The organism is Mycolicibacterium novocastrense (genome assembly GCF_001570485.1).
Taxonomy (GTDB): Bacteria; Actinomycetota; Actinomycetes; order Mycobacteriales; family Mycobacteriaceae; genus Mycobacterium; species Mycobacterium novocastrense.
Map to the genome: position 1 here is coordinate 17,535 of NZ_BCTA01000069.1, position 21,448 is coordinate 38,982.

Annotated in this window: 19 protein-coding genes and 1 pseudogene; 9 read left to right on the forward strand and 11 right to left on the reverse strand. The window is 68.2% G+C overall.

What is annotated here, in order from left to right:
• Positions 1–19: 19 nt before the first annotated feature.
• Positions 20–1,318, reverse strand: coding sequence for a spinster family MFS transporter (locus RMCN_RS22305; RefSeq protein ID WP_067393816.1), 1,299 nt, complete (start codon positions 1,316–1,318; stop codon positions 20–22).
• A gap of 207 nt (positions 1,319–1,525) precedes the next feature.
• A complete protein-coding gene (locus tag RMCN_RS22310; protein ID WP_067393818.1) occupies positions 1,526–2,188 on the reverse strand; it encodes a M15 family metallopeptidase in 663 nt (220 codons plus the stop codon).
• A 94-nt stretch (positions 2,189–2,282) separates the two neighbouring features.
• Between RMCN_RS22310 and RMCN_RS22315 the strand changes: the two are divergent.
• Positions 2,283–3,516: pseudogene (locus RMCN_RS22315) on the forward strand (cytochrome P450).
• Here the strand turns inward: RMCN_RS22315 and RMCN_RS22320 are convergent.
• Positions 3,473–4,936 carry a WS/DGAT/MGAT family O-acyltransferase gene (locus RMCN_RS22320; protein WP_067393820.1) on the reverse strand — a complete coding sequence of 488 codons (1,464 nt, stop codon included), beginning with the start codon at positions 4,934–4,936 and terminating at the stop codon, positions 3,473–3,475. The pseudogene RMCN_RS22315 and the gene RMCN_RS22320 sit on opposite strands and share 44 nt — an antisense overlap.
• Before the next feature lie 4 nt (positions 4,937–4,940).
• Positions 4,941–5,762 (reverse strand): alpha/beta fold hydrolase, encoded by an 822-nt coding sequence (locus RMCN_RS22325; protein WP_174523789.1) that lies wholly within the window; start codon positions 5,760–5,762, stop codon positions 4,941–4,943.
• 183 nt (positions 5,763–5,945) lie between these two features.
• Between RMCN_RS22325 and RMCN_RS22330 the strand changes: the two genes are divergently transcribed.
• From RMCN_RS22330 to RMCN_RS22355, 6 genes are all read left to right on the forward strand, one after another.
• A complete protein-coding gene (locus tag RMCN_RS22330; protein WP_067393822.1) occupies positions 5,946–7,067 on the forward strand; it encodes an XdhC family protein in 1,122 nt (373 codons plus the stop codon).
• Positions 7,068–7,231: 164 nt separating this feature from the next.
• On the forward strand, positions 7,232–9,595 hold the full coding sequence (locus RMCN_RS22335; protein WP_067393824.1) for a xanthine dehydrogenase family protein molybdopterin-binding subunit: 2,364 nt from the start codon (positions 7,232–7,234) through the stop codon (positions 9,593–9,595).
• Positions 9,596–9,609: 14 nt separating this feature from the next.
• Entirely contained in the window at positions 9,610–10,329 is a 720-nt protein-coding gene (locus tag RMCN_RS22340; RefSeq protein WP_067393826.1) for an SRPBCC family protein, read from the forward strand.
• Positions 10,326–11,201 (forward strand): FAD binding domain-containing protein, encoded by an 876-nt coding sequence (locus RMCN_RS22345; protein ID WP_067393829.1) that lies wholly within the window; start codon positions 10,326–10,328, stop codon positions 11,199–11,201. The genes RMCN_RS22340 and RMCN_RS22345 overlap by 4 nt, the downstream gene beginning before the upstream one ends.
• Complete coding sequence (locus RMCN_RS22350; protein ID WP_064412705.1) at positions 11,194–11,664, forward strand: (2Fe-2S)-binding protein; 471 nt, start codon at positions 11,194–11,196, stop codon at positions 11,662–11,664. Before RMCN_RS22345 ends, RMCN_RS22350 begins: the two co-directional genes overlap by 8 nt.
• 6 nt (positions 11,665–11,670) lie before the next feature.
• Complete coding sequence (locus RMCN_RS22355; protein WP_067393832.1) at positions 11,671–12,657, forward strand: NAD-dependent epimerase/dehydratase family protein; 987 nt, start codon at positions 11,671–11,673, stop codon at positions 12,655–12,657.
• A 30-nt stretch (positions 12,658–12,687) separates the two neighbouring features.
• Here RMCN_RS22355 and ctaD read toward each other — a convergent pair whose 3' ends face one another.
• The 7 genes from ctaD to RMCN_RS22390 all read right to left on the reverse strand — a co-directional run bounded on the left by ctaD (position 12,688) and on the right by RMCN_RS22390 (position 20,429).
• Complete coding sequence (gene ctaD, locus RMCN_RS22360; RefSeq protein WP_067394275.1) at positions 12,688–14,376, reverse strand: aa3-type cytochrome oxidase subunit I; 1,689 nt, start codon at positions 14,374–14,376, stop codon at positions 12,688–12,690.
• Between the two features lie 175 nt (positions 14,377–14,551).
• Entirely contained in the window at positions 14,552–15,037 is a 486-nt protein-coding gene (locus tag RMCN_RS22365; protein ID WP_067393835.1) for a GreA/GreB family elongation factor, read from the reverse strand.
• 20 nt (positions 15,038–15,057) lie between these two features.
• On the reverse strand, positions 15,058–15,528 hold the full coding sequence (locus RMCN_RS22370; RefSeq protein ID WP_067394277.1) for a GreA/GreB family elongation factor: 471 nt from the start codon (positions 15,526–15,528) through the stop codon (positions 15,058–15,060).
• A gap of 121 nt (positions 15,529–15,649) precedes the next feature.
• The gene (locus tag RMCN_RS22375; RefSeq protein WP_064412710.1) at positions 15,650–16,915 is read right to left on the reverse strand and encodes an NAD(P)/FAD-dependent oxidoreductase; all 1,266 of its coding nucleotides are present in this window, start codon (positions 16,913–16,915) and stop codon (positions 15,650–15,652) included.
• 151 nt (positions 16,916–17,066) lie between these two features.
• Entirely contained in the window at positions 17,067–18,593 is a 1,527-nt protein-coding gene (locus tag RMCN_RS22380) for a PucR family transcriptional regulator (RefSeq protein ID WP_067393838.1), read from the reverse strand.
• Between the two features lie 23 nt (positions 18,594–18,616).
• Positions 18,617–19,453: an SDR family oxidoreductase gene (locus RMCN_RS22385; protein WP_064412712.1), complete on the reverse strand. Its 837-nt coding sequence runs from the start codon at positions 19,451–19,453 to the stop codon at positions 18,617–18,619.
• A 43-nt stretch (positions 19,454–19,496) separates the two neighbouring features.
• The gene (locus tag RMCN_RS22390; protein WP_067393840.1) at positions 19,497–20,429 is read right to left on the reverse strand and encodes an enoyl-CoA hydratase; all 933 of its coding nucleotides are present in this window, start codon (positions 20,427–20,429) and stop codon (positions 19,497–19,499) included.
• 175 nt (positions 20,430–20,604) lie between these two features.
• Between RMCN_RS22390 and RMCN_RS22395 the strand changes: the two genes are divergently transcribed.
• On the forward strand, positions 20,605–20,958 hold the full coding sequence (locus RMCN_RS22395; RefSeq protein WP_067393842.1) for a hypothetical protein: 354 nt from the start codon (positions 20,605–20,607) through the stop codon (positions 20,956–20,958).
• 97 nt (positions 20,959–21,055) lie between these two features.
• Positions 21,056–21,412, forward strand: a complete 357-nt coding sequence (locus RMCN_RS22400) for a hypothetical protein (protein WP_064412714.1) — start codon at positions 21,056–21,058, stop codon at positions 21,410–21,412.
• The last annotated feature ends 36 nt before the right edge of the window (positions 21,413–21,448 follow it).

Genomic DNA, 21,448 nt, shown 5'->3' on the forward strand with positions numbered 1-21,448 from the left:
GCTCGGCCACGAGGCGAACCTACCCAATGTGTGCGCCGCGGTGGGCGCCTGTCGACTCGACGATCTCACGTACGAACCTTCGACTGGCCAGCAGGTAACAGGCGATCGCGACCACCTGGAACACCGGCACGATCAGCAGTGCCCGCCCCAGCGACATAGCACCGAGGTCGTCTTTGAGCGCATCGCTGATGACACCGGTGAGGAACGGGCCCGCCGACCCGACGATGGCGCCGAAGAACAGGAAGATCGCCGAAGCCGTCGCGCGCTGTTCGGGTCGGGCCAGTCGTTGGATGGCCGCGATGGACGGCGCCATGTACGCCGTGCCGACGACGTAGCTCAGCGAGATGAACCATATGCACAGCGTCCGGTCGCCCACCGTGAACGCCAGCGCCGAGAACGGCAGCATCGCAGCGGTCATCGCGGCCACCAGCCACAACAGCCACCGCGGATCGGAGGCCGACAACCGGTCCGCGACCCGGCCGACGACCAGAAGGCCGAGGATGCCCGTCAGCCCGCTCGCGATGCCGTACTGCACCCCGACCTCGCCCAACTCCATACCGCGGGTCCGGACCAGATAAGCGGGGGCGAAGGCCGTCAACGAGTAGCCGGCCACCGAGATGCACGACGCGCCGAGGACGACGCCCACGAAGCTGCCTTTGCGCAGCAGATCCCAGGTCTTGGCAGGGACAACGACGTCGACTTGCGGGGTGGTCGGCATCTGCCTGCGCCCGAGCGCGATGAGGACCAACGGCGCGACCGCCACGCTGATCGCCCCCATCACCACGAAAGCCATTCGCCAGCCCAGGGTTTGCGCCAACAGGCCGCCGCCGATCAGGCTGGCCGCGCTGGCCAGTGGGATCGCCAGCGTGATCACGGCCAGCGGCGCCGCGCGACGCTCCGGTGCGAAGTTGCGCGCGACGTAGGCGTGCGCGGCCGGTGTGCTGCCGGCCTCACCGATCGCCACGCCCACGCGGGTGAGCGCCAGTTGAAGACCCGACTGCACCGCGCCGCCCAACATCGTCATCGCGCCCCACAGCGTCAGGCACGTCGACACCACCAGCCCGAACGCGCCACGGTCGGCGATCCGGGCGATCAGCAGGCCGAGCACCGCGTAGACGGCCAGGAAGCCGAACCCGTTGATCACGCCGAGCGCGGTGTCGGACAGGTCCAGTTCGGCCCTGATCGGTTCGGCGAGGACCGCGGGCAGGAACCGGTCCGCGTAGTTCAGCGTCCCGACGATCGCGAGCAGGGCGACCGCAACCCAGGCTCGCCGCGCGCTGTGGGTGCCGCTGACCGGAGCGAGCTGTGCAGTAGCCATGTCGTGGGCAGCTTTCCAGAACTTCGTCGCGGACCCGGGATTAATTGGATTTCAAGGGGGTAAATAACCGGCATGCCCGAAGCCGAAGAAGTCACCGCGGTCGCGATCTGCGGCGGATGTGGTTACCCGACACTCGGGCCGAACCTGTGCTCCTACTGCCAAGCCATGACCGCCGATCCGGCCGCCGCCTGACGGGCCGGCCGGCAGCTAGTTCACGGGGACGTCGAGGATCGGGTGCTGCCGGTGCGCGCCCGGTGCGTCGAAATGCCACCACTCGCCGGCGTAGACGGTGAGTCCGCCCGCGGCCATCGCGTCGCGCAGCCGTTCGCGGTTGGTCTGAGCCGCCGAGCTGACCCCGTCCGTGGCGTACGCGTTGGCGCGCGAAGTGAACTCGTCGAAGCCGGTGCCCATGTCGACGAGGGCGCCGTCACGGGACAGGGTCACGTCCACCGACAACGCCGCTTCATGGCTGCTGGCATAGGGGCCGGGTCGGGCCACCCACCCGGGATCGGAGACGGCGTCGAACATCCGCACCTGTACGTCGTGCGGGCGGTAGCAATCCCAGAACACCAGCACCTCACCGCCGGGGCGTAATGCGTCGGCGGCCGCCGCCAGGCCGGGTGCCATCGACTCGTGGACCAGGCACCGCGCATCGGCGGGATAGAGCTGCTCGCCGACGAAGTTGTCCGTCGTCGCGTAACGCAGGTCGATCACCGCGTCGGGCACGACGGTGCGGACATCGACGAGTCCGGCCGCCCGGGCCGCATCGGTCAGCGGCGGCACGGGTACATCCGGCGTCGCGGTGGCAACGCCGGTCGGCCACGCCAGGACCACGGCCACCGCCGCCGGGCCCGCCCAGGCACCACGCATTTCGCCTCGCTTCCGGACTGGGGTAGTCGCCTACGCTAGTCGGCTTCCCCGGCGCAACCGAGCATCGAAGTGTCGTCACGCCGAGGAGGTCACCATGAGCGTCACCATCAACGACCGGCAGAGCCCGACGGTGTTCGAGGCCGACGTGCCGACCCTCTCGTATGAGGACGCGCCCGATGCTTACGAAGCACACCGGCGGATCGCCGAGGCGCGCGGCGCCGGACCGGTCGCGATCGGCGCTCACGGACCCGAATTGCTGAGCTACGAGACCGTCCGGGCGGCCCTACGCAACCACCGCATGTGCGTGCCACCGGGACTCGGGTTGGAGGCCCAGGGCATCACCTCCGGCCCGCTGTGGGATCGCGCCGTCACGACGCTGCTCAGCGTCAACGGTGAAACACACGCCCGGCTTCGGCGCCTGGTGTGCAAGGCGTTCACGCCACGCTCGGTGGGCCGGCTGGAGACGACGATCACCGGAATCATCACGGATCTGGTGGACCCGCTGGTGGCGTCGGGCCGGTGCGAGGTCGTTGCGGACATCGCACGTCCGTATCCGGTTCCGGTCATCGCCGAGCTGCTCGGCGCCCCGAGCGAGGACTGGAAGTTGTTCTCCGAGTGGGCCGATGACTTCTTCAAGCTGTTTCAGTGGAACGCGGCCGAACACGCGCCGGCGATCCTGCAGGCGTGGGCCGAACTCGACGACTACGTCGACGGGATGGTCGCCGAGCGCCGCACGACGCTGACCGACGACTTGATCTCGGAACTGATCCGCGCCGAGGACGACGGCGACCGGTTGAGCATCGAGGAACTGCGCATGCTCGCGGCCGGCATCTTGATGGCGGGCACCGACACCCCGCAACCAGCTCGCCGCCGCGGTGGACGTGCTGTGCGACCACCCGGACCAATGGGAACTGCTGGCCGAGCATCCCGAGTTCGCGATGAACGCCGTCGAGGAACTGATGCGGTTCTATCCGGTGGTGTTCGGGGCGATGCGAATGACGTTGGAGAACGTCGAGTACGGCGGCGTGACCCTCCCCGCAGGCACGTTCGTCCTCGTGAACACGGCCGGGGCGAACCGCGATCCTGCCGTGTACGACGACCCCGACCGCCTGGACATCACCCGGCAGGGCGCCGCGCCGATGCAGAGCTTCGGCGCCGGTGCGCACTACTGCCTCGGCGCGAACCTGGCCCGGCGGGAACTGGCCGAGGCGCTCGTCGTGATGAGCAGCCGCATGCGCAACGTGCGGCGTGCCGGACCCGCGAGCTGGAAGCCGCTGGTGGGCATCACCGGCCCTGCGACGCTTCCGATCGCGTTCGAACCGCGCTGACCTGTGGCAGAGCGCCGGCCATCTCGGTGGTGGTCTGGCCGAGGCCTGCGGCCCGGCGCAGTTCGATGAAGGCGGCGATGAACGCGTCCGTCGCGGTGTGGACGTCGTCGAACGCCAGGTCGTCGCAGAGCACCGAGATGTTGAGCTGGTCGACGTAGCTCCACACCGTCATGTTCATCGCGGAACCGGCGGCCAGAGGACCGACCGAGTAGATCTCGGTGACGACCGCACCGGCGATCCGGCCGCGGTCGCGGGGTCCCGGCACGTTCGACACGATCAGGTTGAACAACTGGTTCGGCCCCTCGCGCCGGGACATCCATCGGAAGGTGGCGCGAGCCGCCGCGGGCGGTACGTAGCGCAGGCCCTTGCCGACGGTGGCCGGGCCGAGTGACTCGTTGTCCTCTTTGGCCATACGCGAGGCAGTCCGGATCAGGCGAAGCCTTTCGCACGGATCGGCGACCTGTACCGGCAGAGACACCAACATGGTGCTCAATTCGTTGCCGGTGATGCGGTGAGGCGAGGTGTCGGTCGCGGCCGGAACCGAGGCGATCAGCGCCCGGTCGGCGACCCCCTCACGCTCGATGAGCAACGTGCGCAGTCCGCCGGCCGCGATCGCGAGCACCACGTCGTTGACGGTCGACTCGAGGTGCCTGCTCGCCGCTTTGACCTCGTCGAGTGAGAGGGTGGCGGTCGCGAACGCGCGCCCGGCCGAGAGCTTGCGGTTGAGGAAGGTGGGAGGCGGGTTGAACCGTTCGGCGAGTTCTGGATGGCGACGGCGCTGACGCGCTCGCCGCTGAAGTCGGTAGGCGCCCACGGCAACCTCTTTGACGACGCCGGGCAGGCTCGCGAGTTGGCTGAGGTGGTCACGTGCGGCGAACACGAGCAAGGCTGGGGCCGAGAGTGATTCGGAGTCGCCTGCGGAGCGGGACTCGCTGCCGCCGGTGCCTGGCCATTCCATCGCGCGGGCCATCAGGTTCGCCGACGCGACACCGTCGGCCAACGCGTGGTGCACCTTGCCGATGACCGCGACGCGGTTTTCGGCGAGGCCTTCGGCGTAGTACAGCTCCCACAGCGGTCGGCCGCGATCCAACGGGGTGCTCGCGATCTGACCGATCAGCGCGTCGAGCCCCGCACGCCCGCCCGGTTCCGGGACCACCACTTTTCGGACGTGATAGCCGAAGTCGATGGCCGCGCCTTGCCGCCACACCGGCCGATGCAGGTGAAGTGGAACGTCGACGAGTTCGTACCGGAAGGGGTCGAGGTCAGGCAGGCGCTCGCGGAAGGTCTCGAGGAACGCGTCGAACGTCGGCTCGCCCTCGAACCGCGAGGTGTCGACAACGGCGATCTTGAGCGTGTGCTGGTGCACGTTCGGGGTTTCGCTGGACAGCAGCAGCGAGTCCCAGCCGCTGAGGCGCTTCACGTGGTCAACCTTCGGCGGTCTTGTACCGCCCGATCGGCGGCAGGCGTCTGCTGACCGACTCGGCTGCGGTCAGCAGCGCTTCGACGAACTTGTCGGAGGCGAACGTGCATCCGGCGTGACCGGCGGCCACGTCGACGGTTTCGGAGTCGGGTATCCGATCCGCCAGCCACCGCTGCCGTCGCACCCCGAAGGCCCGGTCGCGTGTCGTCACCACCACCGCCGTGGGGACGTCGATTTCGTGGACCCATGTCGTCGAGTCGAAGCGGATGACCTCCGCCACGGCCCGGGTGATCGCACCGGGAGACGTGCTGCGCACCTGGTTGAGCAGCCACTGGTGGTTCTGCAACGCGCCGGGACCCACCATCGCGGCGGGTGCGAGTCGCCTCGCGGGCGGGCTCAGCGATTCGAGCAGCGCGGCGAACACACCGGTCGCGATCCGCTCGTAGCCCGCTCGGTTCACCGCCGCCGCCGCGGCGCACAACACCAACCCGTCGACGCGTGCCGGATGGCGTTTCCAGACCAGTTGGGCCACAAGCGATCCCATCGAATAACCGACCGGCACGAACGTCCGGATGCCCAGGGCATCGGCCAGGGCGGCGACGTCGTCGGCGCAGTCCTCGAGCAGGAACCGCGGCGCGGTGATGCCCTGACCGTGACCGCGCTGGTCGAAGACCACCACGCGACCGAGTTCCCGCAACGCGTCCAGCGCGGGATACCACGTCATGACGCCCGTGCACGCCACCGAGTGCAACAACAGGAAGACGGGGCCGTCGCACGGGCCCGAGTCGACGACGTACGTCGTACCCCGGCCGGGCAACTCCACCATGCGGCCGTCCGGGACGTTGGCAGCCGAGGCCAACGCGGGTAACGACGGCAGCCGCGGAATGGACAGCGGGTTGGGCAGATTCCAAGCGATGCTTCAACGATAGAGCGAACGCGACGCGCCGTCCGGCGTTCGCGCCCCTTCCCGCTGAGCACTCGCACAGCGCTTCGGGCTTAGACTGCGAGCGTGCGCGAGGTGCTCGATGAGTTGCTGACCGTGTGGCGGTCCGGCGGCGCCGCCGGCGTGGCCACCGTCGTGCGCACGATCCGCTCGGCACCCCGGCAGCCCGGCGCGACCATGGTGGTCAGCCCCGACGGCTCGGTCGCCGGTTCGGTCTCCGGTGGCTGCGTCGAGGCCGCCGTCTACGAACTGGCCAACGAGGTCGTCGCCTCGGGTCGGCCCGAATTGCACCGCTACGGCATCAGTGACGACGACGCGTTCGCCGTGGGGCTCACGTGCGGCGGCATCATCGACATCTTCGCCGAACCGGTGTCGCGCGAGACCTTCCCGCAGTTGGCTGCGATCGCCGACGACATCGCCGCCCACCGGCCCACCGCCGTGGCCACCGTCATCGCCCACCCCGACGCCGGCCGGATCGGTCGCCGCCTGGTCATCGGCGTGGATTCGGTCGATGGATCGCTGGGCTCGGCCCGCCTCGACGCCGCCGTCACCGACGACGCGCGTGGGTTGCTCGCCGTCGGCCGCACGGGCGTGCTGTCGTACGGCCCCGACGGCCAGCGACAGGAGACGGGCATGGAGGTGTTCGTCGCCAGCCACGCACCGCCGCCGCGGATGCTGATCTTCGGGGCGATCGACTTCGCCGCCGCCCTCGCGCAGCAGGGGGCCCTGCTCGGATATCGCGTCACCGTGTGCGACGCCCGCCCCGTCTTCGCCACCCCGGCCCGCTTTCCCGGTGCCGACGAGGTCGTGGTGATGTGGCCCGACCGCTACCTCGCGGAACAGGCCGAACAGGGAGCGATTGACGCCCGCACCGCGATCTGCGTGCTCACCCACGATCCGAAGTTCGACGTCCCCGTGCTCCAGGTCGCGCTGCGCCTGCCCGAGGTCGGTTACATCGGGGTGATGGGATCGCGCCGCACGCACGACGATCGGATGCGCCGGTTGCGGGAATGCGGCCTCACCGACGCCGAGCTGACCCGGTTGGCCAGCCCGATCGGCCTCGACCTCGGGGCCCGAACACCCGAGGAGACCGCGGTGTCGATCGCGGCGGAGATCATCGCGCGCAAGTGGGGCGGCGGCGGCCGACCGCTGAGCGACACCGACGGACGCATCCACCACGAGGGTTGAGACAACGACGGCTTAGAGGGTTGATCGCATGTACCTGATGCGAGTAATCAACCCGATAAGGGCCGCAGACGCGTTCACCGCGGCCGATGAGACAACGCGTATGGAAATGTCGTTCTCGAATGCGATAACGTCACTCTTTACACGGCGAGGAGAAGGGTGAACCGGTGACTTCTGCTTCAGCGGAGAAGGTCGCGACCCGTTACGCAGGAACCCGGGTCGCGCGCGTCGAGGACAACCGACTCCTCACCGGCCGCGGCACTTTCGTCGACGACGTCGTGCGACCCGGGATGCTGCACGCGTGTTTCGTGCGCAGCCCGTTCGCCAGGGCCAAGATCAACGGCATCGACGCCTCGGCCGCGCTGGCCATGCCGGGTGTGCACGCGGTGTTCACCGCCGACGACCTCAATCCCGACGTCAAAGAGGCCTGGCACGCGGTCGCCGGCAAGGACGTCCCGGACACGCCGCGCCCACCGCTGGCCGAGGGTGAGGTGAAGTTCGTCGGCGACCCGGTCGCGCTCGTCGTGGCCGACAGCCGCTACCTCGCCGAGGACGCCGTCGATCTGGTCGATGTCGACTATGAACCACTGCCCGCGGTCGCCGACTTCACGAAAGCCGTCGGATCGTCGGTGGTCGTGCACGAGGCCTACCCCGACAACGTCGCGGGCGGCATGGGCGGAGCCCCGCCTGACGAGGAGACGTTCGCCAACGCCGCCTGCGTCGCATCGGCGAACATCTATCAGCAGATTCACGCGCCGGTGCCGATCGAGTGCCGCGGCATGGTCGTCGAGTGGACGCCTGCGACCGACGAACTGACCCTGTGGGCGTCGACGCAGACGCCCCATGAGTTGAGGGCGTTCTGCGCCCGGCTGCTCGGCATCCCGGCGCACAACGTGCGGGTCATCATGCGCGACACCGGCGGTGGCTTCGGTCAGAAGGTCGTGCCGATGCGCGAGGACATGTGCATCATGCTGGCCGCGCGCAAGGTGTCGTCGACGTTGACCGCGCCATTGAGCTCGGCCCCGCTGAAGTGGATCGAGGACCGCCGCGAGAACCTGATGTCGGCGGGTCAGGCCCGCCACGTCGACGGCACCGCCCGGATGGCCCTCGACGAGGACGGCACCATCCTGGCCGTCGACATCGACTTCGCTTACGACATCGGCGCCTACCCCACCCCGTACCCGGTGCTGACCACCGCCGCCGTCGGCATGTTCTTCCCCGGCCCGTACCGGGTGCCGAAGGCCAGCTTCAACTACAAGACCGTGTTCTCCAACACCGCGGGCCTGCACGCGTACCGCGGGCCCTGGCAGTACGAGACGCTGGCCCGCGAAGTGCTTTTCGACATCGCCGCGCGCAAGCTCGACATGGATCCCGTCGAACTGAGACGGCGCAACATCCTGCGCGGCGACGAGATGCCCTACTTCAACCCCAACGGCATGCCCTACGACCACGTCGCGCCCGCCGACACCTTCGAGCAGGCCGTGAAGATCCTCGACCACGAGGGCTTCCGCAAAGAGCAGGCCGATGCGCTGGCCGAGGGCCGCTACATCGGTCTGGGCTTCTCGGCCTACATCGAACCGACCGGCGCCGCGACCGGACACCTCGGCACCGAGGGCTGCACCATCCGGATGGAGCCCACCGGCAAGATCAACGTCTACGTCAACGGCGGGTCGACCGGCAACAGCCTCGAGACCACCGTCGTGCAGTTGACCGCCGACGCCCTGGGCGCCGACATCGCCGACGTGTCGACGATCCAGGGCGATACCGCGGTCACCCCGTACGGGGCGGGAACCCAGGGCAGCCGCAGCGGTCCGATGACCGCGGGTGCGGTCGCCGAGGCGGGCGCGTTGTTGCGCAAGCAGATCATCGCGATGGCCGCACCGCGCCTGGAGGTCGACGAGGCCGAGGTGGAGCTGACCGGCTCGCGCGCGGTGGTGAGCGGAAACCCGGACAGGAGCGTGAGTTTCGCCGACCTGGCCTACCGCGCCTACTACGAGCCCCAGCAGCTGCCGCCCGGTGCCTCGTCGTCGTTGGAGGCCACCGCGCGGTTCGCCTCACCACCCGAGGCGATGATCCACTGGGCCAACGCCACGCACGCCTGCACTTGTGAGGTCGACATCGAGACCGGGCGGGTCACCCTGACCCGCTACATCGTCAGCGAGGACGTCGGCCCGATGATCAACCCCAACGTGGTCGAGGGTCAGATCGCCGGCGGCACCGTGCAGGGCATCGGTGGTGCGCTCCTGGAGGACATGGCCTACGACGACGACGGCAACCCGCTGTCGAGCACCTTCGTCGACTACCTTCTGCCGACGGCCACCGAGGTACCCGCGATCGAGTACGGCCACGTTGAGATCCCCGGACCCGGCGTCGGCGGGTACAAGGGTGTCGGCGAGGGCGGCGCGATCGGTTCGACTCCCGCCGTCATCAACGCGATCAACGATGCCCTGGCACCTCTCGGCGTGACCCTGACCCGCCTACCCGCCAGCCCCGCCGCGATCGTCGAGGCGATCGAGAACGCCAAGAAGTAAGGAACACAGCCACAGTGGAACTCAACAACGAATTCCGGGTCGCCGTGCCGGTGGACACGGCATGGGAGGCACTCAACGACGTCCAACGCGTCGCACCGTGCATTCCGGGTGCTCAGCTGTTGTCCGTCGACGGCGACGCCTTCACCGGCGCGGTGAAGGTCAAGGTCGGCCCGATCACGGTGTCCTACAAGGGCGAGGCATCGTTCCAGGAGCGCGACAAGGCCGCTCGCCGTGTCGTCATCAAGGCCCAAGGTAAGGAGACCCGCGGCAGTGGTAACGCGGCCGCGGTCGTGACCGCGCAACTCAAGGACGAGGGCGACGCGACCAGCGTTGTGATCAACACGGACTTGACCATCTCGGGGAAGGCCGCTCAGTTCGGCCGCGGCGTACTGGCCGACGTGTCGTCCAACCTGATCGGACAGTTCGCCAAGAACCTCGAATCGGATCTTCTCGGCGGCGCCGCTACCACCGCGCCGACCACCGCGCCAACCACGGAGACGGCGGCGGTCGCGGCTCAGCCCGATGCCGGTGACTCCATCGACATGCTGAAAGTCGTTGCGCTACCGATGGCCAAGCGCGCGGCACCCGTCGTGGCCGCCGTAGCCGGTGGAATGGCGGTCGGTTTCCTGATCGGCCGGCGTCGCAGGAAGAGCCACACCGCGGTGCTGGCCGACGATCTGCAGTCCGCCTTGGTGCGACTGCTCAACGCACCGACCGAGCGGCTGCGGCCGTGAAAGCCGCTCCGTTCACCTACCACCGCCCCGATTCGGTGAAGGAGGCGGTGGACATGCTCGCCGAATACGGCGAGGACGCGAAAATCCTTGCGGGCGGGCAGAGTCTGGTGCCGATGCTCGCGATGCGCCTGACGCATTTCGACAACCTCGTCGACATCTCCCGGATCGACGAGCTTCGCAGCATCGATCTGGTGGACGGCGCGGTACGTGTCGCCGCAGGCACCCCGCACTCGTTCGTCGGAATGGATGACGAAGTGGCGGAATCGGTTCCGCTGCTGACCCTGGCCACCCCGCACATCGGCCACTTCCAGATCCGCACCAGGGGCACGCTCGGCGGCGCCATCGCACACGCCGATCCCGCGGCGGAGTACGCGGCGGTCGCACTCGCGCTCGACGCGCAGATGGATGTCGTCTCGGCAACCGGGTCCCGGCAGATCGCGGCCAAGGATTTCTTCACGGGCCTCTGGGAGACGTCGCTGCAGCCCGGGGAGATGCTGACCGCGGTGCACTTCCCCGTCTGGGGTGGGCGGTCCGGCTTCGCACTCGAGGAATTCGCCCGCCGCCACGGCGACTTCGCGATCGCCGGAGCCGCGGTGGCGGTCGAACTCGACGACGACGACCGCGTAAGTCGTTGCGGTATAGGCCTGTTGGGCCTGGGTTCGACACCGCTGCGGGGCAGCGCCGCCGAAGATGCCGTCACCGGCCGACCGGTCCACGACGTCAGCGCCGAAGAGGTCGGGCGGCTGGCCCTGTCCGGCCTCGAGGACATTCCATCCGACCTGCAGGGGTCGGCCACCTACCGGGCCAAGGTCGGGGCGACGATGGTCGCCCGCGCCTGGTCCCGCGCCATCACGGAGGCAAGCGATGCATGAGATGCCGGTCGAAGTGACGGTCAACGGGCGCACGTTCGCCGCGACCGTGGAGCCGCGCCTCACGCTCGCGGACTTCCTGCGTGAGAAGTGTGGGTTGACCGGAACACACCTCGGGTGTGAGCACGGCGCCTGCGGCGCCTGCACGGTGCTGCTCGACGGGGACGCGGTTCGCGCCTGCCTGATCTTCGCCGTCCAGGCCGAGGGTATGGAGGTCACCACCGTCGAGGGCATCGGCGGCGCGGACGGTGAACTGTCGCCGGTGCAAGCCGCCTTGCGCGAATGCCATGGGCTGCAATGCGGTTTCTGCACCCCGGGTTTCGTCACCTCCATCACCGCGTTGCTGCGCGACAATCCCAAGCCGAGCGACGAGGAGATCCGCGAGGGTCTGTCCGGAAACTTCTGCCGGTGCACCGGCTATCAGGGGATCATCAACGCGGTACACCGTGCCGCCGAGATGACCTAGACCGCCATGCTGATCGCCGTCACCGGGGGCACCGGCTACGTCGGCGCCCACTGCGTGCGTGCCCTGCTTTCCGCCGGCCACCGCGTACGTCTGCTCATCGCGCCCGACGCGGAGGGCGCTCCGGTCCTCGCCAGGCTCGCCGAGCTCGGGGACGTCGAGACGGTGAGCGGCGACATCAGGCGGACCGCCACGGTGGCGGGGCTCCTCGACGGCTGCGACGCGGTACTGCACGGCGCCGGAGTCGTCGGAACCGACAAGCGACGAAGCACGCTGATGTGGGAGGTGAACGCCCACGCCACCGAGGCGGTGCTGACACGCGCGGTGGCCGGCGGTTTGGACCCCGTCGTGCTGGTCAGCAGCTACAGTGCGCTGTTCCCACCGCCTGACGGCGTGATCGGTCCCGATACGCCCACCGCGCCCGGCCGCAGTCCGTACGCGAAGACCAAGGCTTATGCCGACCGCGTGGCGCGCCGACTGCAGGAGCAGGGCGCGCCGGTCGTCATCACGTACCCGTCGAGTGTGGTGGGTCCGGCGTTCCACACCGCCGCGGGTGTCACCGAACGTGGTTGGGCGCCGCTGGTGCGGTGGGGCGTCGCGCCGCGACTGCGCGGAGGGATGCAGATGATCGACGTCCGCGACGTCGCCGACGTGCATGCCCGGTTGTTCGTTCCCGGCCGCGGACCGCGCCGCTATGTGTGCGGGGGCGAGCTGATCGCGTTCGACGACATGATCTCGGCCCTCGAGCGGGGCACGAACCGTCGATTCCGGCGGATCCCGGTCAGCCAGGGCATGTTTCGAGGCCTCAGCATCGTCGGGGAGGCGCTGTCCGGCGTTGTCGACCTCGGCGACGGTCTGACCTATGAGGCGGCGCTGCTGCTCACCGCCGCGACGCCCACCGACGACTCGGCCACCACCGGCGACCTCGGTGTGACGTGGCGGTCGCCGGTCGACGCCATCATCGCGACTTTCGAACGGCAGCAGTCGGTTCCGTAACGGTTCGGACCCGCTGAGCAGCCGAGGAGGTCAGCTGCGGTCGGGTTCTGTGCGGGGGCCGAAACCGGACGGCGATTCGCCCGCCGTGGCGTGTTTGCCGATATGCGACTCGGCCCGCATCCGGTCCACCATGTGGGGATAGTGCAGCTCGAATGCCGGTCGCTCCGAACGGATCCGGGGCAGCTCGGTGAAGTTGTGCCGTGGCGGCGGGCACGAGGTCGCCCACTCCAGCGAGTTGCCGTACCCCCACGGATCGTCGACCGTGACCGGTTCGCCGTAGCGCCAGCTCTTGAACACGTTCCAGACGAACGGCAGCATCGAGATACCCAGGATGAACGCCCCGATCGTCGACACCACATTGAGCGGTGTGAACCCGTCGGACGCCAGGTAGTCGGCGTAGCGGCGCGGCATGCCGTCGTTGCCCAGCCAGTGCTGCACCAGGAATGTGGTGTGGAACCCGATGAACGTCAGCCAGAAGTGCAGCTTGCCCAACCGTTCGTCGAGCAACCGGCCCGTCATCTTCGGGAACCAGAAGTAGATCCCCGCATAGGTCGCGAACACGATGGTCCCGAACAGCACGTAGTGGAAATGCGCGATCAAGAAGTAGGTGTCGGAGACGTGGAAGTCCAGCGGCGGGCTGGCCAGCATCACGCCGGTGAGTCCACCGAGGAGGAAGGTGAGCATGAACCCGATCGAGAACAGCATCGGTGTCTCGAAGGTCAATTGACCCCTCCACATCGTGCCTATCCAGTTGAAGAACTTGATGCCCGTCGGCACCGCTATCAGATAGGTGGTGAACGAAAAGAAGGGAAGGAGTACGGCCCCCGTCGCATACATGTGGTGCGCCCACACCACGACGGACAACGCGGCGATGCCCAGGGTGGCGTAGATCAGCGTGGTGTAACCGAAGATCGGCTTTCGGCTGAAGACCGGCAAGATCTCGGTGACGATGCCGAAGAACGGCAGCGCCACGATGTACACCTCGGGATGGCCGAAGAACCAGAACAGGTGCTGGTAGAGGATCGGTCCGCCGTTGGCCGGGTCGTAGACGTGCGCGCCGAGGTGGCGGTCGGCGGCCAGGGCGAGCAGCGCGGCGGTCAGGATCGGGAAGGCCATCAGCACCAGGACCGACGTCACCAGGATGTTCCAGGTGAAGATCGGCATCCGGAACATCGTCATACCGGGTGCGCGCATGCACACCACGGTGGTGATCATGTTGACCCCACCCAGGATGGTGCCCAGACCGGCGACGGCAAGACCCATGATCCACAGGTCACCGCCCGCGCCCGGCGAATGCATGGCATTGCTCAGCGGCGCGTACGCCGTCCAGCCGAAGTCGGCCGCACCACCGGGGGTGATGAAACCGGCGACCGCGATGAGCCCGCCGAACAAGAACAGCCAGTACGAGAAGGCGTTAAGCCGCGGGAACGCCACGTCGGGCGCACCGATCTGCAGCGGCAGCACCAGGTTGGCGAACCCGAACACGATCGGCGTCGCATAGAACAGCAACATGATCGTGCCGTGCATGGTGAACAGCTGGTTGTACTGCTCATTGGACAGGAACTGCAGCCCCGGCATCGCGAGCTCGCCCCTGATGAACAGCGCCATCAGCCCGCCGATGAAGAAGAAGACGAAGCAGGTGACCACGTACATGATGCCGATCAGCTTGTGATCGGTGGTGGTGATCAGCTTGTAGATGAGCGCGCCCTTTGGCCCCATTCGGGCCGGGAATGGGCGGCGCACCTCCAGCTTGGGAACCGAGGTCACTTCGGCGGTCAATGAACGCTCCCTTCGGCGCGGGGCCAGGGGTCATGTACCCAAATCTCGTGACCTCGATCTTAGGTAGCGCCGCCGCGCACCGAAAGCCATTCAGCGAACCGGCGCGGCCGGCCGATCAGCCGGCCGCGTTCACCGGTGTCCCGTCATCGCTGTGCATGCCGTACGGCACCGCCGTCAGCATCGTGACCGAGAGCTCGGTCCCGCTCGGCGTCCGGAAGGCGCGCTGCTCACCGGGGCGGGCACCGAGGATGGCCGCGCCCATCGGCGACTGCGTGGAGTACACCTCGATGTCGCCGTGTTCGGCGCTGCGCACGCCGAGCAGGAACGTCTCGATCTCAGCGGTGTCGTCGTACCGCACCGTGACGACCATGCCCGGTTCGGCGATACCGTCGTCCGGCGGATCCTCCCCGACGACGGCGTTGATGAGCATCTCGTGGATCTGCTGGATACGCGCCTGGCGTGCCCGCTTGATCGCGCTCGCGTTCTCGTCGGTGTCTTCGTCACCGACCGCGTTCGCACACAGCTCGCGCAAAGTGGCGAGTTCCTGTTGCAGGCGCTCGTAGGCGGCCCGCGAGATCCAGATTCGCTGCGCACTCGTCATTTTTCGGTCCTTCCGTGCAATCAAGCTGGGAGTCGGCTGGTTGCCGAATCGATGGCGGCCCCGTAGGGCTTGGCTTGCAGAAGCGTCACGTGTAACTCCTTGCCGGTGGGGGCCAGGTACGTGCGCCGATCCCCCGGCCGCGCCCCGAGGATCGCGACGCCCAGCGGCGACCGCGGCGAGTAGACCTCGATCTCGGCGGGTTCGATACCGCGGATACCGAGCAGGAATGTCTCGGTGTCACCGGTGTCGTCGTAGCGGATGGTCAAGACCATGCCCGGCTCGGCCACGCCATCGTCGGGTGGGTCCTCGCCGACGACGGCGTTCGCAAGCAGATGTTCGATCCGCTGGATCCGGTTCGACCGCATTCGGTCCTCGGCCGTGCGGGTGGGGTCGGGCACCCCGGATCGCGGTCTGGCCGTCAGCTCGGCCAGTTCGGCCTGCAGCCGGATGTAGGCGCGTCGCGTCATCCAGACGCGGTCGGCGCTCGCCATGCTCGTCATGAGTGGTCCTTTCTCGAAAGGGGTTGCCGTCAGGGGCGGGCCACGGGCTGGGATAGCGCCGCCCCTGACGACTCGCAGTGCCCGCGAGGGGCACAAGAGTCGGTTGGCCGCTCTATGCGACCGCGCGGCGGAGGGGATCGAAGGGCCGCAGCGCTTCGGGTTGTTTGCCGGTCGTGATCTGTTCGGCCAAGAGCCGGCCGGTGACCGGACCGTGAGCTAGCCCCCACATCCCGTGCCCACCGGCGACGTAGACGTTGCGCGACATCTCGCCGATGAGCGGGCGGCCGTCGGGGGTGATCGGGCGCGGACCCACCCAGATGTCGCTGCGTTCGGCCCACCTGACTCCCTCCAGGAGGGGGCTCGCCGCCTCGACGATCGCACCCACCCGCTCGGGGATCGCCGGTTCGTGCGGATCGCGCAACTCCATCGTGCCCGCCACCCGCAGCGCACCCTTGTACGGCGTACACGCGATGCGCGCGTCCGGCAGATAGATCGGGCCGGGGATGGGACGATCCACCGGCACGGTGAACGAGTAACCGCGGCCGGACTCTACGGGCACGCGCAACCGGTGCCCCGCCAACCGCGACATCCAGGCGCCGGTAGCGATCACCGCGCTGTCGGCGGTCAGATGCTTGCCGCTGTAGGGCTGCACCACCACCCCGTTGCCGGAGCTGAACACGCCCCGCACGTCGTGGGTGAGGATGTTTCCTCCACGCTCCTCGACCGCCCTGCCCAGGGCTTGTACGAAGCGGCCCGGGTCGACGAACCGCTGACCGTTGATGTTGATTCCGGCGGTGATGGCCGGTGAAGCCAACGGCACCTGCTCGCGCAACGCCGCACCGGACAAGCCGGTGACGAACAGTTCCTGTCCGGCGCGTTCGAGGGCACGCAGATCGGCCATCATGTTCTCGGCGTCGGCGGTGCTGCGGAAGATCGCGGTGATCGGCGCGTCGGTCACCGGGGCGTCCACCCCGTTCGCGATCAGGACGTCGAAAGCCTCGATACATTCCTGGTTCAGCGGCACGTTGGCCGCCACCGCCTGGTTCCACACCGACGAGCGGGAGTTCGCGGCGAACTGGATCAAGAACAGCCACAACGCGCCGTCGATGGTCAGCGGGATGTGCAGCGGGGCGTTGCGGTCGCGCAATGAGCGCAGGCCGTAGCGCAGGGTCTTCGGCGAGTTCAACGGCAGCGTCAGCGCGGGCGCGACCCATCCGGCGTTGCCCCACGAGGCGCCCTCGGCGATCCCGCTGCGGTCCACGACGGTGACGTTGACACCGCGCTCCTGCAGGAACCATGCCGTTGACAAGCCGACGATGCCGGCGCCGACCACGATCGCAGACCGCGGTCCACCGTCAATCCGCTCGCCGCCGACCATTGCAACCCCTCCATCGCTGAGAACGTGTGTTCGTTGACTCCATGGTGGGCCGGTCGGGTGCGTTCGGACTTGCCCGTGCCCGACAACACCACGGCGGGCCGTTGTGGTGATCCGACAATGACCTGGTCGGGCGGGGTCCGATCGCGACGGCTCAGGCGGTGTCGATCGCGGCGAGTTCGATCATCATGGCGAGGCGCTTGCGGGCGTCCTCCAGCGGCAGATCGGTGATCTCACCCATTTTCCGCAGGCGGTACCGCACCGTGTTCTCGTGAACACCGAGGCGCTGCCCTGCCTGGGCGGGATCGCCCAGCGCCTCCAGATATGCCCGCAGCGTCGGGACGTACTCGGTGGCGTGGTTCTGGTCGTGGCGGCGTAGTTCGGCGACCGGTCCGCGGTCGGGCGTACGCCCCGAGCGTGCGGCGGTCCGCAGACGCTGCAGCAGGATCTCGTCCCACGACTCGTCGTACGCGGGCGGCTCGGCGTCATGCGGGCCGAGTTCGTGCAGCGCCAGGCACTCGTCGGCCTCCTGCCGCGCCGCGGGCAGGTCGACGGCCGCGGCCGCCTTGCTGATGCCGGCCACCACCGTCACCCGGTCCGGCAGCGCCGCCGTCAAGGCGTCGACCCATTTGCGGGCGCCGGCGACCCGCTCGCCCGGCATCAAGGTGTAGATCGTGTTGCCCGCCAACGCGCTGCGGCCCGGACGCGACCATCCGAAGCCTGCGGTCGCGCGTTCGAAGGCCAACAGCAGCGCCGCATCCCGCTCACCGCCGATCGCCGCCTGCACGGCGATGACCCGCATCGGCCCCTGCGACAGGCCAAGCCGGCTGGCCGATGCCGCGGCGTCGGCACTGCCGTCGAGTAGCCGCAGCACCAGATCGGATTCGACCTGACGTTCGAGATCGGCACTGGCGCGCGAGCGCAACAGATGCAGAGCGACGGTTCTGGCATCGTCTGTCAGTGCCGTCCGTTCGGGTTCCATCAACGGCTTCGGAGAGGAGACCCACACCGCGCCCATGAGCTCTCGACCCGACCGCACCGCGACCACCGTGCGACCGGACAGGCCCTGATCGGCGTTCGGCGCGACGAACATCGGTTCGTCCGAGGACATGAGATGGGCGAACACACCCTGTGATTCGAAGTATTCCCGCAGCCACTGCGGCGCTTGCCTGTTCATGACCGTCGCGATGCGGGCGCGGTCGGCGTTCTCCTGCATCGTCGAGTACGCGAGAACGCGCGACAGCGGGTCCTCGATGGTCACCGCGCCGCCCGCCGATTCGGCCAGGCTGTCGGCAAGCGCGAACAGATCCGTTGGGCCACGGCCGGATTCCGTTTCCCGGCCCTCCAGCACCAGGCCGTAGACGATCGCGGACAGTTCGCTCCAGGGCACGGCCGGGTCGACGACCATCACCGCGACGCCCTCCACCATGCCCGCAAATGTCGTGTCGTCATCGACGTCTCGAAGCAGCACCACCAGCGCGCGCGCCGAAACCGCCCACCGCAGCGCCTCGTTGACCGTTCGTGCCCCGATCGCCAGCAGGACGTCACCGGTGACCGTGCGGCCCTCGGTGACCTCGTGCATCACCACGCTGCCCAACTCCGTCGAACGCGGGATCGGGCAGAAGCGCAGGCGTACGCCATAGCTCCCCAGCACGTTGACCAGCCGATCCAAGGTGACCACGGGCCGACGTTACCGCGCAGGCGCTAGGTGGAGACGACTCCCCGCAAACCCTCGGCCCCGAAAAGCGGCTCGAGCATCGACGAGTAGTCGGGTCCCCGTCGCACCAACTGACCGCCGTCGACGTTGATGACCTGACCGGTGATGAATCCGGCCGCATCGCTGAGCAGGAAGAGCGAGGCGTTGGCGATGTCGGACACCTCACCGGGCCGCGGCAGCGGCGTGCAGGCGGCGTAGTCGCCACGCAGCTCCGGGGACTCGAGTACCGGTGCGACGAGCTCGGTGCGGATCAGGCCGGGGCGGATGCAATTCACGCGCACCCACGAGGCGCCGAGTTCGTCGGCGGCGAGCTGCATCATGTGGTCGATGCCCGCCTTGGAGACGCCGTAGGCGCCGAACCAGCGGTGCGTGTTGCTCGCCGCGATCGATGAGATGCCGATGAACGATCCGCCGCCACCGCGCACCATCTCGCGGGCCGAATGCTTGAGCACGTACATGGTGCCGTTGATGTTCAGATCGACGGTGCGTCGCCACAGTTCGGAATCGATCTGGGTGATGGGCCCGATCGTCTCGCTGCCGCCTGCACAGTGCACGACGCCGTACAGTCGGCCGGTCCATGCCGTGGTGGCCTCGACGACCCGCGCGACCTCGTCCTCATTCGTCACGTCGGCCGGCTCGTAGAGCACTTCACCGGGACCGCCCTGCGCCTTGATCTCGTCGGCCGCGCCGGACAGCTTGTCGGCGTTGCGTCCGACGAGCATCGCGTTACCGCCGGCCGCCACCACCGCGGCCGCCACACCTTTGCCGATGCCGCTGCCACCGCCGGTGACCAACACCGTCCGACCCGTCAAGGACAACTCCACCGCAGATCCCTTCGCCGTAGCTAGAACAGGTTCTAGTTATACGTCACGGCTCGTCACGACGGGCCGGCTTCGGCGCGCCCAGTGTGCGCCAGTCCGGCACGTTCGGCGGGAGCCCGACGGGGTAGCGGTTCTCGTTGCGCGCCGCCCAGTGGGCATGTCCGAGTTCGTGGATGTGGAACGCATGGCGCAACGCCTCGGTGAACCCCATCGCGTCGGCGGCGGCGTTGACCGAATCCTTGATGAGCAACGCCGCCATCGTCGGACGCTCGGCGATCCGGCGGGCGAATTCCAGTGTCTTGTCCTCGAGTTCGTCGCGGGCGAAGATCTTCGACACCATGCCGAGGCTGTATGCTTCCTCCGCGTCGATCGAATCACCGGTCAGCAGAAGCTCTTTTGCCTTTCGGGCACCGAATTCCCATGGGTGGGCGTAGTATTCGACGCCGGGCATTCCCATCCGCACGCCCACCACGTCGCTGAACTTCGCATCGTCGGCGGCAACGATCAGATCGCACGCCCAGATGAGCATGAGGCCCGCCGATATCGCGTTTCCCTGTACCTGGGCGATCGTGATCTTCCGCAGATCGCGCCACCGGCGGGTGTTCTCGAAGAAGAAGTGCCACTCCTGCAGATAGGTGCGCTCGGCGATCGCCGGCACGGTGGCGCCGTGCGATTGGAACGTCGGATGCTGGGCCGGGCCCGGCGTGCGCTCGAGCATCGCCTCCTCCGACCCGAGATCGTGTCCGGCCGAGAAGTTCTTGCCGCGCGCGGCCAGGATGACCACCCGCACATTGTCATCGGCTTCTGCGCGACCGAACGCCTCGTCCAACTGCACCAGCAGCGTGCGGGACTGGGCGTTCTGCGCATCCGGCCGGTTCAGCCAGATGCGGGCGATCTGGCCTTCGTCGAGCGTTTCGTACGTCACCTGTTGCGCGGCACCGCCTCCGGCATCGGCGCTCGTCAGATCAGGGCTCGCCATCGCGGATCACCTCGCAGTTGGGTTGTTCGACCAATTGCACATTACGGTGCGTCCCGCATCACGGCTCCAGGGGTGCCGCGTTGTGCGTTCGCCGTAATCCGTTGCCGGGTCACCGGTATCGGTGCGGCCCGGGCAAAGGTGCACGAATCAACGGATCGGCTCCTAGAATCGCGGGATGGCGAACTATTCGGTGCCGCTGCCCAGACTCGTTCTCGCCGGGGCTTTCATGCTCGCGGCCGCGGCAGGTCCCATCGCGGCCCTGCATGTGGTGCCGGAACCGAGCGCTGTGATGGCGCAAGGCTGTCAGGGGGGTGAGGAGCAGGACCAGTTCACCATGACGTGCGTGCCGTTCCTGGTCCCGAATGCGCCGCCTCCCTTCCAGGTCACCGCGGCAAACCCGGATGTGCCCGAAATCCAAGGCATCCCCTGCATCGGGCACAACGCCGGCGCCTGTTTGGGGTTGGCCGAGAACGAAGCCGCGGCAGGCCCGCCCGCGCAGCCTCGCTCCACCATCAGCTCCAGCCCGTAGCCGGGGCGGGTATCCATTTCGCGAAGCTGTGCAGAAAGCTTTCGGCTTCCATAGAATCCCTGCCAAGGCACGGTTGATCACTACAGAAAGCGTGACAATGGCGAGCTTGAAGTCCCCTGTACAACGGCTGATCCTTGCCGGCGGCTTTGCGGTTGCGATCGCCGCGGCGCCGGTGGTCTCCGTCTTCGCAACACCCACGACCCCGGTTGCACCACAGGCTCAGGGCTGCTCCGGCGGGGAGGAACCGGACCAGTTCACCGGCAACTGCGTGCCCCACACGGTGCCGAACGCCGGCTCGGTGTTCACCACGCAACCCGGTAACCCCGACGTTCCCGAGGTCATGGGTATTCCGTGCATCGGCCACAATCAGGGCGGCTGCATCGGCCTGGCCGAGGAAGCCCAGGCGCAGACGGTGACACCGCCGCCGGCCCCGGTGTTCAGCCACAGCCCCTAGTCAGGGGGTTGACGAACCGGCGCGGTCCGCCTTTCG

Excerpts from the sequence above, each read along its gene's own strand:
- RMCN_RS22305 (WP_067393816.1), bottom strand. The coding sequence starts at position 1,318 with ATGGCTACTGCACAGCTCGCTCCGGTCAGCGGCACCCACAGCGCGCGG.
- RMCN_RS22400 (WP_064412714.1), top strand. The coding sequence starts at position 21,056 with ATGGCGAGCTTGAAGTCCCCTGTACAACGGCTGATCCTTGCCGGCGGC.
- RMCN_RS22365 (WP_067393835.1), bottom strand. The coding sequence starts at position 15,037 with ATGACGAGTGCGCAGCGAATCTGGATCTCGCGGGCCGCCTACGAGCGC.
- RMCN_RS22390 (WP_067393840.1), bottom strand. The coding sequence starts at position 20,429 with ATGGCGAGCCCTGATCTGACGAGCGCCGATGCCGGAGGCGGTGCCGCG.
- RMCN_RS22395 (WP_067393842.1), top strand. The coding sequence starts at position 20,605 with ATGGCGAACTATTCGGTGCCGCTGCCCAGACTCGTTCTCGCCGGGGCT.
- RMCN_RS22350 (WP_064412705.1), top strand. The coding sequence starts at position 11,194 with ATGCATGAGATGCCGGTCGAAGTGACGGTCAACGGGCGCACGTTCGCC.
- ctaD (WP_067394275.1), bottom strand. The coding sequence starts at position 14,376 with ATGGGGCCAAAGGGCGCGCTCATCTACAAGCTGATCACCACCACCGAT.
- RMCN_RS22375 (WP_064412710.1), bottom strand. The coding sequence starts at position 16,915 with ATGGTCGGCGGCGAGCGGATTGACGGTGGACCGCGGTCTGCGATCGTG.
- RMCN_RS22310 (WP_067393818.1), bottom strand. The coding sequence starts at position 2,188 with ATGCGTGGTGCCTGGGCGGGCCCGGCGGCGGTGGCCGTGGTCCTGGCG.
- RMCN_RS22370 (WP_067394277.1), bottom strand. The coding sequence starts at position 15,528 with ATGGCGAGCGCCGACCGCGTCTGGATGACGCGACGCGCCTACATCCGG.
- RMCN_RS22325 (WP_174523789.1), bottom strand. The coding sequence starts at position 5,762 with ATGGTGGAGTTGCCCGGCCGGGGTACGACGTACGTCGTCGACTCGGGC.
- RMCN_RS22355 (WP_067393832.1), top strand. The coding sequence starts at position 11,671 with ATGCTGATCGCCGTCACCGGGGGCACCGGCTACGTCGGCGCCCACTGC.